Origin of the sequence: Bradyrhizobium algeriense (genome assembly GCF_003062295.1) — a bacterium.
In the GTDB taxonomy this organism is placed as follows: Bacteria; Pseudomonadota; Alphaproteobacteria; order Rhizobiales; family Xanthobacteraceae; genus Bradyrhizobium; species Bradyrhizobium algeriense.
The window spans coordinates 112,742-126,683 of record NZ_PYCN01000017.1 but is presented as its reverse complement, the minus strand read 5'-3'; the positions used below and the strand labels follow the sequence as shown (position 1 = coordinate 126,683).

The window sequence follows — 13,942 nt, the reverse complement described above, 5'->3', positions numbered from 1 at the left end:
CCCCGTGAAGAACGGGGAGAGGGAGTAGAGGCAGAGGAAACCCGCCATGAGCTTTTTGGAAAAGGGCGTCGTCCGCATCCACTACCAAGAAGCCGGCTCCGGCTTCCCGCTGCTCCTGATCGCCGGCGGCGGATTGAACTCGAACATCTCAGGCATCACCGGCGACTATCCGCCCTTCAACGCCATCAAGGAGTTCGGCGACGAGTACCGCTGCATCGCCTACGACCTGCGCAACGCGCCGCCCGGGCAGTCTTCCGGCCCGCTCGAGATCGACCGTCCCTGGGATTCCCACACCGACGACCAGCTTGCGCTGATGGATCATCTGGGCTTCGACAAATTCATGGTGCTGGGCTTCTGCATCGGCGGCCCGCTGATCTGGAATCTCATCAAGCGCGCCCCGGACCGCGTGGTTGCGGGCGTGCTGGCGATGCCGTCAGGCTCGCGCCCCGAGATGCGCGACCTGTTCTACGACAACAACATGAAGGGCTGGGCGCCGGAACTCGTCAAACGCCGGGACGACATCACGATGGAGCAGGCTGAAAAGTTCCTGACAAGAATGTATCGAACCGACCCCGATTTCGTCTTCACCGTGACGCGCGACTTCGTGCGCCAATGCCAGACACCGGTGCTGATCCTGCCCGACGATATCCCCGCGCACCCTTACGCCGTCGCCATGGAGAGCGCGATGCTGGCGCCGAATGCGGAAGTGAGTTTATTTCCGTGGAAGGAGCCGAAAGAGCGCGTGCCGCTCGCGGTGCGCCAGATCCGATCTTTCCTTCGTGCGCACCGACCGATGTCATAGTCCGTAGGATGGGTGGAGTGAAGCGATACCCATCAATACCGTTCGTGATGCCGATGGGTATCGCTTCGCTCCACCCATCCTACATCTAGACCGCGCTCTTCGCCCCTTCCGCCGGCGGAAACACCACGCGATCATCCGTCCGGCAATAGCGATCCGCGAACATGCGGCCGATCGGATGATAGCGCTCCATGTGGACGCGCATCGCGGCGTGGTCCCATAATTCGTCGCGGATGTGGAAGTGGATGCCTTCGCCCATGATCAGCAGTCGGTCGCCGTTGACGTCGATTTCCTTCCAGGTCCTGCATTCCATCGCAAACGGCGCATCCGCCAGCCGCGGCACGGCGATTTTCGTCGACGGTGCCAGTTTGAGTTTAAGATAATCCGGCTCGCCGATCTCGGGCGGGAAGTCGCCGCTGCTCTCGTGCATCGCATGCGCCAGTGCCTCGTCGGTCATGTTGACCACGAACTCATTGGTCGCGCGGATGTTGATCACGGTATCCTTCACCCGGCCGTCGGGCCGCAGGTTGGCGGCGAACATGCAGAGTGGCGGGTCCTCGCAGAACACGTTGAAGAAACTGAACGGCGCCGCGTTGACCACGCCGGCGGGTCCCATCGACGTCACCCACGCGATCGGCCGCGGTAGCACGAAGGATGTAAGCACCTTGTAGCGCTCGCGGGGTTTCAGGTCGCTGGGGTCGTATTGCATGGGGCATTCCCGTTTCGGCGGAGGTCCTTGCCTCGCCCCGCTTGCGGGGAGAGGTCGACGCGCTCGGCAGCGCTCTTGCGCGCCTGAGCGCGGCGGGTGAGGGGAGTCTCAGCGAACTCGCTGCCTGTTGAATTCGCGGAAGCAGCCCCTCACCCCAACCCTCTAAGAGCGAGCTACGCTCGTCTCGACCCCGTGAAGAACGGGAACGGGGAGAGGGAGATCAGCCACTACGGCATGCTCAGCTCATGCCTTCCGACCACCATCCAGTGCACCTCATCCGGGCCGTCGGCGAAGCGCAGGTGGCGGACGTCCTGGTACATTTCGCCGAGCGGGCTCCACTGCGAAATGCCGGTGGCGCCGTGCATCTGGATCGCCTGGTCGATGATCTTGCAGGTGCGCTCCGGCACCATGGCTTTCACCATGCTCACCCAAATGCGCGCTTCCTTGTTGCCGAGCACGTCCATCGCCTTGGCGGCTTTGAGCACCATCAGTCGCATCGCCTCGATCTCGCAGCGCGCCTGGGCAATGATCTGCAGATTGCCGCCGAGATGGGCGATCTTCTTGCCGAAGGCTTCGCGGGTGAGCCCGCGCGACACCATCAGGTCGAGCGCCTTTTCGGCCTTGCCGATCGTGCGCATGCAGTGATGGATGCGGCCCGGTCCGAGGCGGACCTGCGAGATTTCAAAGCCGCGGCCTTCGCCGAGCAGCATGTTCTCCTTCGGCACCCGGCAATTGTTGAAGCGCAGGTGCATGTGGCCGCGCGGCGCGTGGTCGTGGCCGAACACGTGCATCGGGCCCAAAATCTCGACGCCGGGCGTGTCTGTTGGTACCAGGATCTGCGACTGCTGCTTGCTCGGCGGCGCATCGGGATTGGTCTTCACCATCACGATCATGATCTTGCAGCGCGGATCGCCGGCGCCGGAGATGTAGTATTTCTCGCCGTTGATCACCCATTCGTCGCCGACGAGCTTTGCCGTCGTCGAGATGTTCTTGGCATCCGAGGAGGCGACGTTCGGTTCGGTCATCGCGTAGGCGGAGCGAATTTCGCCGGCGAGCAGCGGCTTCAGCCACTTCTCCTTTTGCGCCTTGGTGCCGACGCGCTCCAGCACTTCCATGTTGCCGGTATCGGGCGCCGAGCAGTTCATGGTCTCGGAGGCCAGCGGATTTTTCGCGAGCTCGACCGCGATATAGGCGTAATCCAAATTCTTCAGGCCCTGGCCGGTCTCGTCATCGGGCAGGAAGAAGTTCCACAGGCCTTCCTCCTTGGCCTTGTCCTTGGCCTTCTGCAGCACCGCGAGCTGTTCCGGCGTAAAGCTCCAGCGATCCTTCTTGTCCTGGCCGAGCCGCACGAACTCGACCGACATCGGGTCGACGGTCTCGCGGATGAACTTCTTGACGTGCTCGTACAGCGGACGGACCTCGTCCGACATGCGCAAATCGTTCAGCTCTTCGCCCGGATTAAGATTGTAGGTCGTCGTTCGCGGGATGTAGGCGTGTTTCATGGATTATTTCCTCCCATTTGCGCAAGAACATTGATCTTGCGGGCGCGCACTCGGCTCGTTGGCCGGCAATGTAGACGGCGGGGACGGGCTTGCACAAGCACGCGCGAAGGGGCGCGATTTTCCGCCTCATGGCAAGCTGAGGTCTGACACACCGAGATTGGCGAATTACGTTCCTGGTCCCATCATTTGTGCCGGGCCTTCTGATCGAAGGCACTGAGAACAGCGAGCGTCATCGCGGCAATTCCGGTCTCGATGGTCGGCTTCGGCACCGGCGCGAACAAGGGCGAGTGGTTGGCCGGCAGCTGCGGACCTTCGCCCTCGCGGGCGGCAGCGACGCGCTCCGGCTCGTAGACGCCGATTCTGAAGAACATCGAGGGCACGCCGGCGTTGATGAACTCCGAATAGTCTTCGCTGGGCGTGACGGGCGGTATTGGCCTGAGCTTGTCGCCGAACGCCGCTTTCAGCACTTTTTCTGCCGTGGCAACCACGCCGGGATCATTGATCACGGCCTTGGTGCCCTCGGTGATCGTGATCACCGGCTCCGGCGCATTCGACATGGCGGCGACCGCCTTCGCTGTCCGCTCGATACCTGCGAGCATCTTGGCGCGCACCTCCGGCTTGAAGCTGCGGATGGTGCCTGCCAGCACCACATCGTCGGGAATGATGTTTACCGCGGTGCCGCCATGGATCGTACCGATGCTGACAACGCCAAATTCGGTCGGATCCTTTTCGCGGCTGATCACACTCTGAACATCGACGACAAAGCGCGCGGCCATCATCACGGGGTCAATGGTTGCCTGCGGCATCGCGCCGTGACCCCCACGGCCGCGGAATTTGATGTAGAGGCCGTCGGCAGTCGAGGAGCCGGCCCCGACGGTATAGAGCACGGTGCCATAGGCGAAGGTGCCATATGCGTGCAAAGCAAAGCCGAAATCGGGCTTCGGAAATCGCGTGAACAGGCCGTCCTCCAGCATGGCCTTGGCGCCGGCCACGATCTCTTCCGCCGGCTGGGCGATGAACATCAGCGTGCCCTTCCACTGCTCTTTCAGGCCCAGCAGCGTCTTCGCCGTTCCAACCCAGCTCGCCATGTGAATGTCGTGGCCGCAGCTATGGGCGACGAATACTTCCCGCCCCATCCAGGTGGTCTTGTCGCGGCTTGCATAGTCGAGGCCGGTTTTCTCCTCCATCGGCAGCCCGTCGAGTTCGGTGCGCACCATGATGGTGGGCCCGTCGCCATTTTTGTAAATGGCGACCAACCCGGTCTTGCCGACATTCTCGGTAACGTCGAAGCCGAGCGCGCGCATCTCGGCTGTGAGCCTGGCAGCGGTTTTCACTTCCTGAAACGCAAGTTCAGGATGGGCGTGGAGCTCCTTGTAGAGCGCGTCGAGCTTTGGATAGTCGCTTGCGATCGACGTCTCGATCGCCTTCTTGAGAGCGATGGCATCGAGCTCTGCGTGGACCGGCAGCAGGCTGGCCGCAAACAGTGCGGCTGATACCGCCAGCGATCTGACAAATCGATTCATGGCGTGGCTCCCTTTGATTGCGTCGCAGTGCGTAGGATGGGTAGAGCGAAGCGAAACCCACAGCCACTGGTCGCGGCTGATGGGTATCGCTTCGCTCCACCCATCCTACAATCTACGTCGCCATCCGATGCATCGCGCAGATCTTGTTGCCGTCGAGATCGCGCAAATAGGCCAGATAGAGTTTACCCGCGCTGCCTTCGCGGACGCCCGGCGGATTTTCGCAAGTGGTGCCGCCATTGGCGATGCCGGCTGCATGCCATGCGTCGGCCTGCTCAGGAGATTCAGCCGCAAAGCCGATGGTGCCACCGTTCGCCGGCGTCGCCGTCTGGCCGTTGATCGGCTTCGTCACCGAGAACACACCGGTCTTGGTGAAGTAGAAAATGCGGTGGCCATCGACCTTGGCCGGCCGGACGCCGAGCGTGCCGAGCAGGGCGTCATAGAACGCCTTGGCCTTTTCGAGGTCGTTGGTGCCGATCATCACGTGCGAAAACATTCTTAAATTCCTCCCCAAGTTTTTCGGACGAACAGCCAAGATTGCATTCGCGAGATGGAACAAGCACCCACGCTGCCCGTTGCCGGGCAATGTAGACGGCGCCGTTGGCGTTGCACAAGCAGGCGATGGGCAACCGGAGGGAGGCCCGAAAGGTACCCGGAGCTGTCAGATTACGTTTCGGTAATCCAGCGGAGGTTTCCGCCCGCCAAGCGCGGCGCCTCGACGCACCGCGGGCATCTTGAAGCGCCGCCGGAGGAATTCCTATTTTTGAAGGTGTGCGCCATGGCGGTTCGGCCGCGGGCGGCTAGGAGACGACAATGAGCTATTTCAAGACTGCCATTCTGCTGGCCGGTCTTACCGGCCTCTTCATGGGCGTCGGTTATCTGATCGGCGGCGCCAGCGGCGCCATGATCGCGCTCGTGATCGCGGCTGCGATGAACATATTCGCCTACTGGAATTCGGACCGCATGGTGCTGTCGATGTACGGCGCCCATGAGGTCGACCAGCGCACCGCGCCCGATCTCTTCAATCTGGTGGCCGAGCTGGCCGGGCGCGCCGGCCTGCCGATGCCGCGCGTGTTTCTGATGGACGAGCCGCAGCCCAACGCGTTCGCCACCGGCCGCAATCCGCAAAACGCGGCGGTCGCGGTCACCACCGGTCTGGTGCAGTCGGTCAGCCGCGAGGAGCTCGCCGGCGTGATCTCGCACGAGCTCGCGCATATCAGGAATCACGATACGCTGCTGATGACCATAACTGCGACGATTGCCGGCGCCATCTCGATGCTGGCGCAATTCGGCATGTTCTTCGGCGGCAACCGCGACAACAACGGCCCCGGCATCATCGGTTCGATCGCCATGATGATCCTGGCGCCGCTCGGCGCCATGCTGGTGCAGATGGCGATCAGCCGGACCCGCGAATACGCCGCCGACGATCTCGGCGCGCGCATCTGCGGCCAGCCGATGTGGCTCGCGTCGGCGCTGTCCAAGATCGCCAATGCCGCGCATGTGGTGCCGAACCCGGAAGCCGAGCGCAATCCGGCGACCGCGCACATGTTCATCATCAACCCGCTGTCGGGCCAAGGCATGGACAATCTGTTTACGACGCACCCCTCGACCGAGAACCGCATCGCCGCGCTGCAGCAGCTCGCGGCGGAGATGGGCGCGCACGGCGGCACGCTTTCCGTCAACGCCCGCGGCAATTATCCGCGCCGCAGCCCGTGGGGCCGGCCCTCGGCTACACGCGGTCCGTGGGGATAGATTGACGCGAAGTCGCGTAGAGTGGGCAAAGGCGCGTCAGCGCTGTGCCCACCATCTATCGCCGAGCGCACGTCTTGAGGGTGGGCACGCTTTCGCTTTGCCCACCCTATGGCCTGCGAACCAATTTGCATTGTGCGCAAGCACAATCCGGACGCATGACTGCGACCTCTTCCGAAAGCTCGTCCGTCGTCCCTGCGAACGCGTGCGTTCGCAGGGACGACGGCGATTGCGCCACACCCACCCTCAAAACGCTGTGTACCCGCCATCGATGACAAAACAATCCGCCGTATGATACGACGACGCCTTGCTCATAAGGTACACCGCGATGCCGCCGAAATCCGTCGGCTCGCCGAAGCGGCGCACCGGAATCCGCGGCATCACGTTGGCGACGAATTTGTCGTTGGCCATGAGGCCGGAGGTCATGTCGCTCTTGATCCAGCCGGGCAGGATCGCGTTCGCGGTGACGCCGTGCCGCGCGAGCTCAACGGCAAGCGCGCGGCACAGCGCGTTCAGCGCCGCTTTGGTGCCGGCGTAATGCTCGTTGCGCGCGGTGCCGAACAGCGACGCCAGGCTCGAGGTGGCGACCAGCCGGCCGAATCTGTCGCCGGCCTCGGCGCGTTCGGTCATGTGGCGGGCGGCAGCCTGGAACACATGGAAGACGCCGTCGAGATTGGTTGCGAACATTTTTCGCCATTCCTCCTCGGTGCGGTCGATGAAGGCGCGCCGTCCGCCGCCGCCGATACCGGCATTCGCAAAACAGCCGTCGACCCGGCCGAACGTTTCGAGCGTGGTCTTCATCGCCGCCTTGACGGAGGCGGGATCGCTGACGTCGCAGATTTGCGTATCGACCTTGCCGGGACCGGCCGACATGGTTGCGGCTGCGCTTTTGTTCTTGTCGGCGTTGCGGCCCCAGATCGAGACGTTGCAGCCTTGCGCGTTCAGCGCCTGCGCGATGCCAAGGCCGATACCGCCATTGCCGCCCGTGATGACCGCCGTGCGGCCGGTGAGGTCAAAGATGCTCATTGGGTGTTCCCATTTTGTTTGGAGCAAGTTAGTGCATGATCCGGAAAAGTGGACACCGGTTTTCCGAAAAAGATCATGCACAAACAATAACAGGTTTGCGCCCGGTGGCGGGCAGATGTTCTGCGGCAAGCATGGACAAGCGCGCCCGGAAAATCAAATATGGGCCGAGAACCCCTTCAGATCTTCCGCGCAGCGAAATAGCGCGTAAACACAAGTCATGAGGAAGCAATGCAGTTCAAGCACGTCACGCTCGATTTCGATGGCCCGGTCGCCATTCTCAAGCTCGACCATCAGGAGGTCATGAACGCGGTCTCGATGGACATGCTGGGCGGCCTCGGCGAGGCGCTCGACGCGATCGAGGAGAAGCGGGAGGAGGTGCGCTGCCTCGTGCTGACCGGCGCCGGGCGCGCGTTCTGCACCGGCGCCAATCTGCAGGGCCGCAACAAGCCCGGCAAGAGCAACGCCGGCTCCTCGCTGGAAATCGGCTTCCATCCGTTCCTGCGGCGCCTGCGCCGGCTGCATTGCCCGATCGTGTCGGCGGTCAATGGTCCCGCCGCCGGCGCCGGGATGAGCTTTGCATTGATGGGCGACATGATCGTGTGCGCGCGCTCGTCCTATTTCCTGCAGGCGTTCCGCCGCATCGGCCTGGTGCCGGATTGCGGCTCGACCTGGCTGCTGCCGCGCATGATCGGCAAGGCGCGTTCGGTCGAATTGTCCTTGATGGGCGAGCGGCTGCCGGCCGAGAAGGCGCTGGAATGGGGCCTCATCAACCGCGTCCATGACGATGCGGTGCTGATGGAAGAGGCGATGAAACTCGCGCATGAACTCGCCAATGGGCCGACGATCGCGCTGTCGCTGATCCGAAAACTCTATTGGGACAGCCCGGAAAATTCCTTCGAGGATCAGCTTAACCTCGAATTCGAATCGCAACGCATCGCGGGCGCAGCAGAGGATTTCAAGGAAGGCGTCGCCGCGTTCCTGGAAAAGCGTCCCGCCAAGTTCAAAGGGAAATGATCGAGGAACAACTCGGACGCTGCGTCGCCTCCTGGTATCCGGGAGCGACCGGCGTGACTGGGGCCGCCAAACTTTCCGGCGGCGCCAGCCAGGAGACCTGGACGTTCGACATCGTGCACGCGGGCGGAACCACCGGCGCCATCCTGCGCCGGGCGCCGCCGGGCTATGGCGCGTCGCCGGGACGGGCCGCCGGCCTCGATGCCGAGGCTGTCTTGATGCAGCTCGCGCATGACGCCGGCCTGCCGTCGCCGCGCGTGATGCGTGTGCTGAAGCCCGAGGACGAACTCGGCACCGGCTTCATCATGCAGCGCATCGAGGGCGAGACCATCGCGCGCAAGATTCTTCGCGATGAGCAATTCGCCAAGGCGCGGCCGATTTTGGCGCGACAGCTCGGCAAGGTCATCGCCGGCATTCACGGCTTGCCGTCATCCAAACTGCCGAAGCTGCGCGAGATGAGCGCGACAAAGGAGATTGCCGACCTCGAGCGGGAATACCGCAGCTTCGGCCGGCCTCGTCCGGTGTTCGAATTGGCGCTGCGCTGGCTGCGCGAGCGCGATCCCGGGCCGTCGAAAGAGGTGACGCTGGTGCATGGCGACTTCCGCCATGGCAACCTCATCATCGGCCCCGACGGCGTCCGCGCGGTGCTGGATTGGGAGCTGGCGCATTTCGGCGACCCGATGGAAGATTTGGGGTGGATCTGCGTCAACTCCTGGCGCTTCGGCGAGATCGACAAGCCGGTCGGCGGTTTTGGTTCGCGCGAAGAATTATTCGCGGGCTATGAGGAAGCCGGCCGCAAGGCCGACCCCGATCGCGTGATGTTCTGGGAAGTGATGGGCACGCTGCGCTGGGGCATCATGTGCTGCGGCATGATGCAGCGCTTTCGCTCCGGCCCCGATCACTCGATGGAGCGCGCCATGATCGGGCGGCGTTCGTCGGAGACGGAAATCGATTTGCTGAGATTGCTTGCTCCGAGAGGGAAGGCATGATCCCGAAAAGTGGGAACCGGTTTTCGGATAAGATCATGCCTAAAAAGAGAGATTAAGATGCAGGACGAACCGACACCCACCGAACTGATCAAGGCGGTCGCGGATTTCCTCCGCAACGAGATCACTCCCGTGATCAAGGGCCACGACGCCTTCAAGCTCCGCGTCGGCATCAACGCGCTGGATCTGGTCACGCGGCAATTGGCGCTGGAGCAGGGGGGCGATGCCGCGGAGTCTGAGCGCCTGAAGCAGTTGACCGGCGCGGATGGCACGTTGATCGAATTGAATCGCGCGCTATCGGACAAGATTGCCAAAGGCGAGGTCGATCTGCAGACGCCGGGGTTGGCAGAACATCTCTGGCAGACGACGATGGACAAGCTCGCCGTCGATCAGCCGAACTACGCGTCGTACAAAAGGGAGCTGGGGAAATCGTAGGATGGGTTTCGCTTCGCTCTACCCATCCTACAAGGGATCCTTATTTCCCCAGCCATTTCGGCGGACGCTTCTCCGCAAACGCCTTCGGCCCCTCGATGTAGTCCTGCGAGGCCGCCATCGCCTTCACGGCCGGGTACTCGCGCTGCTCGGCGATCGCCTGTTCCAGCGATCCGTCAAGCCCGCGCTGGATCGCCTGCTTGGAGGCACGGATCGACATCGGCGAGTTCTTGCAGATCGTCTCCGCCCAGCGCTCGGCCGCCGTCAGCGCTTCCCCGGCGGGCACCACTTCGTTGACGAAGCCCAGTTCAAGCCCCTCCTTGGCCGAGACATGGCGCGCGGTGAGGATCATGCCCATGGCGCGCTTCAACCCGATCTGCCGCGGCAGGCGGTGCACGCCGCCGGCGAGGGCCGCGAGGCCAACGCGCGGCTCGGGCAGCGCGAAGGTGGCATTCTCCGAGGCAATGATGAGGTCGCACGCCAGCGCGATTTCAAAACCGCCGCCCATCGCCACGCCATTGACGGCGGCGATGATCGGCTTGTCGCAGTCGAACCGCGAGGTGAGGCCGGCAAAACCGCCCTTGTCCCAGCCGCGCTTTCCCCCCGCCGCCTGCCACTTCAGATCGTTGCCGGCGCAGAACGCCTTGTCGCCGGCGCCGGTGACGATCGCGACCCATTGCGCAGGGTCCGCGCAGAAATCGTCGAACACCTTGTTGAGTTCGAAATGCGCGTCGATATGCAACGCATTGTACACTTCGGGCCGCGACAGGGTGATGATCGTGATCGGGCCCTTGCGCGTTACCTTGGAGAATTTCAGATCCATGTTTGCTCCCGTTTCGATTTTCTGCGGAGAAGAATATTGACCACGATCATAGCGCCAGCGCGGCGTCCGATACCATCCAATTACGCAAGGCGCCTGCGCGTGCCAAGCCTCATTCCGTTGCTTGACTTGGACCGGGTCTTCCAACCTAAATCGATCCGAGCGGGAGCGCTGCATAGCGCCTAAACGCAAATCAAAACAAACGACATTTCCGGGAGAGACTGCCTTGGATTTCAACCTGCCTGCAGACCTTGTCGCCTATCTCGATGAGCTCGACCGCTTCATCGCGCGCGAGATCAAGCCGCTGGAGGAGGCCGACGACAACATCCGCTTCTTCGATCATCGCCGCGAATGGGCGCGCACCGATTTCGAGAACGGCGGCCTGCCGCGGCATGAATGGGAAGCGCTGCTGCGCAAGGCCAAGAACCTCGCGGACGCCGCGGGCCATCTGCGCTTCGCGATCCCGAAGCGCTATGGCGGCAAGGATGGCTCCAACCTCTGGATGGCCGTGATCCGTGAGCATTTTGCCTCGAAAGGCCTCGGCCTGCACAATGATTTGCAGAACGAACATTCGATCGTCGGCAATTTGCCGATTGTAACCATGCTCGACCGCTACGGCACCGATGCGCAGAAGGCGATGATCGACGGCTCGATCACAGGCAAGTATCGCATCACGTTTGGTCTCACCGAGCCCGAGCACGGCTCCGACGCGACGCATATGGAAACCAGGGCCGTTCAGGCGACCCGTGACAACGTCAAGGGCTGGATCATCAACGGCCAGAAGATGTGGACCACGGGCATGCATGTTGCGACCCATTGCGCGCTGTTTGCCCGCACGTCCGGCAATGACGGCGACGCGCGCGGCATTACCTGCCTGCTGGTGCCGGCCAAGAGCCCGGGCGTGAAGGTCGAGGAATACATGTGGACCTTCAACATGCCGACGGATCATCCGCGCGTCAGCTTCACCGATGTGTTCGTGCCTGAGGATGCGCTGTTCGGCGAAATCGGCCGCGGACTATCGCTGGCGCAATGTTTTGTGCACGAGAACCGCATCCGGCAGGCGGCAAGTTCGCTGGGCGCTGCGGTCTACTGCATCAACGAGAGCGTCAAATACGCGCGCGAGCGAAAACCATTCGGCAAGGCGCTGGCTGAGAACCAGGCGATCCAGTGGCCGCTGGTCGAGCTTGCGACGCAGGCCGAGATGCTCAGGCTGTTGATCCGCAAGACCGCGTGGGAGATGGACCAGCTCACCCAGGCGCAGGTCGAGCACACGCTCTCCGACCGGGTGTCGATGTGTAATTTTTGGGCCAACCGGCTGTGCTGCGAAGCCGCCGACCGCGCCATGCAGGTCCACGGCGGCATGGGCTATTCACGCCACAAGCCGTTCGAACACATCTACCGCCACCACCGCCGCTACCGCATCACCGAGGGCAGCGAGGAAATCCAGAAGCGGAAAGTGGCGGGATTCCTGTTTGGGTATATGGGAGCAGGGAAGCATTGAGCTCCGCCGTCATTGCGAGCGAAGCGAAGCAATCCATATCGCGGCATAACGGAAAGATGGATAGCTTCGTCGCTTCGCTCCCTTGCGCAAACGCTCCGCGTTTGTCGCAGGCAATGACGGTGAGGCTAGTTCACCTGCCGGTCCTTGCCTGCCCAATACGGTTCGCGCAGATTCCGCCGCAAAATCTTCCCCGACGGATTTCGCGGCAGCGCCTCCATGAAATCCACCGACTTCGGTGTCTTGAATCCGGCGATGCGCTCGCGGGCAAAATTGATGATGTCGGTGGCGGTCGCCTGCTTGCCCGGCTTCATCACGACGATCGCCTTGACCGCTTCGCCCCATTTGTCGTCGGGGATGCCGATCACGGCGGCTTCCGCGACATCAGGATGATCGCAGATCGCGCTCTCGACTTCGGCCGGGTAAATGTTCTCACCGCCGGAGATGATCATGTCCTTGATGCGGTCGTGGATATAGAGATAGCCGTCCTCGTCCATGTAGCCGGCATCACCGGTGCGCAGCCAGCCGTCGCTGCCGAGCGTCCTGGCGGTTGCCTCGGGCAGGTTCCAGTAGCCGGCCATGTTGGAGCCGGAGCGGGTGGCGATTTCGCCGACCTGGCGCGGCGGCAATCGCTTGCCGTCGGGGTCGAGGATAGCAAGCTCGATGCCGGGCAGGGCCTTGCCCGCGGAGCGCATCCGCTCCAGCCCCTCGACATGATCCTCGGGCGGAAGGGCTACAATGGTGCCTGTCGTCTCGGTCATACCGTACAATTGCACGAAGCCGCACTTGAACACCTCGATGCACTCCTTCAGCAGGGCGGCAGGAATCGGCGAGGCGCCGTAGAGCATGTATTTCAGCCGGGAGAAATCGACCTGCCGCGCCCGCGGTTGCCGCACCACGAACTGCATCGCGGCCGGCACCATGAACAGTTTTGTAATTCCGGACTGCTCGAAGAAATCGAGCACCTTGGTCGGATCGAACTCGCGCGCGATCACGCCCTTGGCGCCGTGATAGAGGCCCATGACGCCCCAGCCGGAGCCGCCGATATGGAAGATCGGCATCGCCACCAGCGAGACGTCGTCGTTCGTCCATTTGTTCCACTCGGGCTTCTCGGCCTCGCTGCCGGCGTTCACCAGATTGAGGAAATTGGCGTGCGACAGCATCGCGCCCTTCGGCTTGCCGGTGGTGCCCGAGGTGTAGAGCTGGATCGCGATGTCCTTCGGGCTGATCGGCACCTTCGGGTCGTCGCTGCTGGCGCCATCGCGCCAGGCTGCGAAATCCTGCCATTCCGGCGCGCCGCCTTCGGTCGTGATCACGTGATGCACATCTGGCAATTGCGCCTTGATGTTGCGGACCTGGGTGATGAACTCGGGGCCTACGAACAGCACCGGCGCCTTGCAGTCGGCGACGATGAAGGCGACCTCCGGGCCGGCGAGACGCCAGTTGACCGGCGCCATCACCGCCTTGGCCTTCATCGCGCCCATCAAGAGCTCGAAATAGAAGTCGCTGTTCTTGCCGAGATGGGCGATGCGCTCGCCCGGCTTGACGCCGAGCGCGATCAGCGCATTCGCAACACGGTTGGTGTTGATGTCGAATTCGGCGAAACTTGTCTGGCGTCCCTCGAACTCATAGGCGATCGCGTCGCCGCGCGTTCTGGCGCGCTCCCGCACCATGTCGGCAAGGTTCGTCAGTTGCTCTGGCGCGGACATGTCGCTCCCGTAGTGATTTGTTTTCGTTGCGCGGAGTTTGGCGTCATCGCGCGCGAAAAACAATACGGTACGTCGTCCCTGCGAACGCAGGGACCCATACGCCGCGGCTTATCGATAAAGGCGATGCGGTCAGTCGCCTTCGCAAAACGAACGGTTATGGGTCCTGCGTTCGCAGGGACGA

The 13,942-nt window shown here is 62.7% G+C and carries 13 protein-coding genes; 6 read left to right on the top strand and 7 right to left on the bottom strand.

Features of this window, described 5'->3' with window-relative positions:
* The first annotated feature begins 46 nt into the window (after window positions 1-46).
* On the top strand, window positions 47-802 hold the full coding sequence (locus C7G61_RS27470) for an alpha/beta fold hydrolase (protein WP_108519808.1): 756 nt from the start codon (window positions 47-49) through the stop codon (window positions 800-802).
* 85 nt (window positions 803-887) lie between these two features.
* Here the strand turns inward: C7G61_RS27470 and C7G61_RS27465 are convergent, their stop codons facing one another.
* The 4 genes from C7G61_RS27465 to C7G61_RS27450 form a co-directional block, all read right to left on the bottom strand.
* Complete coding sequence (locus C7G61_RS27465; protein WP_108519807.1) at window positions 888-1,508, bottom strand: flavin reductase family protein; 621 nt, start codon at window positions 1,506-1,508, stop codon at window positions 888-890.
* 227 nt (window positions 1,509-1,735) lie between these two features.
* Window positions 1,736-3,010 (bottom strand): acyl-CoA dehydrogenase family protein, encoded by a 1,275-nt coding sequence (locus C7G61_RS27460; protein WP_108519806.1) that lies wholly within the window; start codon window positions 3,008-3,010, stop codon window positions 1,736-1,738.
* A gap of 182 nt (window positions 3,011-3,192) precedes the next feature.
* Window positions 3,193-4,533 carry an amidohydrolase gene (locus C7G61_RS27455; RefSeq protein WP_108519805.1) on the bottom strand — a complete coding sequence of 447 codons (1,341 nt, stop codon included), beginning with the start codon at window positions 4,531-4,533 and terminating at the stop codon, window positions 3,193-3,195.
* A gap of 112 nt (window positions 4,534-4,645) precedes the next feature.
* Window positions 4,646-5,026, bottom strand: coding sequence for a VOC family protein (locus C7G61_RS27450; protein ID WP_108519804.1), 381 nt, complete (start codon window positions 5,024-5,026; stop codon window positions 4,646-4,648).
* Between the two features lie 317 nt (window positions 5,027-5,343).
* Here C7G61_RS27450 and htpX point away from each other — a divergent pair, with 317 nt between their 5' ends.
* Entirely contained in the window at window positions 5,344-6,282 is a 939-nt protein-coding gene (gene htpX, locus C7G61_RS27445; RefSeq protein ID WP_108519803.1) for a zinc metalloprotease HtpX, read from the top strand.
* A gap of 243 nt (window positions 6,283-6,525) precedes the next feature.
* Here the strand turns inward: htpX and C7G61_RS27440 are convergent, their stop codons facing one another.
* A complete protein-coding gene (locus C7G61_RS27440) occupies window positions 6,526-7,305 on the bottom strand; it encodes an SDR family NAD(P)-dependent oxidoreductase (RefSeq protein ID WP_108519802.1) in 780 nt (259 codons plus the stop codon).
* A gap of 228 nt (window positions 7,306-7,533) precedes the next feature.
* Between C7G61_RS27440 and C7G61_RS27435 the strand changes: the two genes are divergently transcribed.
* The 3 genes from C7G61_RS27435 to C7G61_RS27425 are packed head-to-tail and all read left to right on the top strand — an operon-like array spanning window position 7,534 to window position 9,737.
* Entirely contained in the window at window positions 7,534-8,319 is a 786-nt protein-coding gene (locus C7G61_RS27435) for an enoyl-CoA hydratase/isomerase (protein WP_108519801.1), read from the top strand.
* On the top strand, window positions 8,316-9,305 hold the full coding sequence (locus C7G61_RS27430; RefSeq protein WP_108519800.1) for a phosphotransferase family protein: 990 nt from the start codon (window positions 8,316-8,318) through the stop codon (window positions 9,303-9,305). Before C7G61_RS27435 ends, C7G61_RS27430 begins: the two co-directional genes overlap by 4 nt.
* 57 nt (window positions 9,306-9,362) lie before the next feature.
* Window positions 9,363-9,737 (top strand): DUF6285 domain-containing protein, encoded by a 375-nt coding sequence (locus tag C7G61_RS27425; RefSeq protein ID WP_108519799.1) that lies wholly within the window; start codon window positions 9,363-9,365, stop codon window positions 9,735-9,737.
* A 40-nt stretch (window positions 9,738-9,777) separates the two neighbouring features.
* On the opposite strand, the gene C7G61_RS27420 is transcribed toward C7G61_RS27425, so the two are convergent.
* Window positions 9,778-10,557, bottom strand: a complete 780-nt coding sequence (locus tag C7G61_RS27420; protein WP_108519798.1) for an enoyl-CoA hydratase-related protein — start codon at window positions 10,555-10,557, stop codon at window positions 9,778-9,780.
* Window positions 10,558-10,780: 223 nt separating this feature from the next.
* Here C7G61_RS27420 and C7G61_RS27415 point away from each other — a divergent pair, with 223 nt between their 5' ends.
* A complete protein-coding gene (locus tag C7G61_RS27415) occupies window positions 10,781-12,055 on the top strand; it encodes an acyl-CoA dehydrogenase family protein (protein ID WP_108519797.1) in 1,275 nt (424 codons plus the stop codon).
* Between the two features lie 125 nt (window positions 12,056-12,180).
* On the opposite strand, the gene C7G61_RS27410 is transcribed toward C7G61_RS27415, so the two are convergent.
* Entirely contained in the window at window positions 12,181-13,761 is a 1,581-nt protein-coding gene (locus C7G61_RS27410) for a fatty acid--CoA ligase (RefSeq protein ID WP_108519850.1), read from the bottom strand.
* Window positions 13,762-13,942: the final 181 nt, after the last annotated feature.

Coding starts and splice junctions, on each gene's coding strand:
- C7G61_RS27470 (WP_108519808.1), top strand. CDS start 47: ATGAGCTTTTTGGAAAAGGGCGTCGTCCGCATCCACTACCAAGAAGCC.
- C7G61_RS27465 (WP_108519807.1), bottom strand. CDS start 1,508: ATGCAATACGACCCCAGCGACCTGAAACCCCGCGAGCGCTACAAGGTG.
- C7G61_RS27460 (WP_108519806.1), bottom strand. CDS start 3,010: ATGAAACACGCCTACATCCCGCGAACGACGACCTACAATCTTAATCCG.
- C7G61_RS27455 (WP_108519805.1), bottom strand. CDS start 4,533: ATGAATCGATTTGTCAGATCGCTGGCGGTATCAGCCGCACTGTTTGCG.
- C7G61_RS27450 (WP_108519804.1), bottom strand. CDS start 5,026: ATGTTTTCGCACGTGATGATCGGCACCAACGACCTCGAAAAGGCCAAG.
- htpX (WP_108519803.1), top strand. CDS start 5,344: ATGAGCTATTTCAAGACTGCCATTCTGCTGGCCGGTCTTACCGGCCTC.
- C7G61_RS27440 (WP_108519802.1), bottom strand. CDS start 7,305: ATGAGCATCTTTGACCTCACCGGCCGCACGGCGGTCATCACGGGCGGC.
- C7G61_RS27435 (WP_108519801.1), top strand. CDS start 7,534: ATGCAGTTCAAGCACGTCACGCTCGATTTCGATGGCCCGGTCGCCATT.
- C7G61_RS27430 (WP_108519800.1), top strand. CDS start 8,316: ATGATCGAGGAACAACTCGGACGCTGCGTCGCCTCCTGGTATCCGGGA.
- C7G61_RS27425 (WP_108519799.1), top strand. CDS start 9,363: ATGCAGGACGAACCGACACCCACCGAACTGATCAAGGCGGTCGCGGAT.
- C7G61_RS27420 (WP_108519798.1), bottom strand. CDS start 10,557: ATGGATCTGAAATTCTCCAAGGTAACGCGCAAGGGCCCGATCACGATC.
- C7G61_RS27410 (WP_108519850.1), bottom strand. CDS start 13,761: ATGTCCGCGCCAGAGCAACTGACGAACCTTGCCGACATGGTGCGGGAG.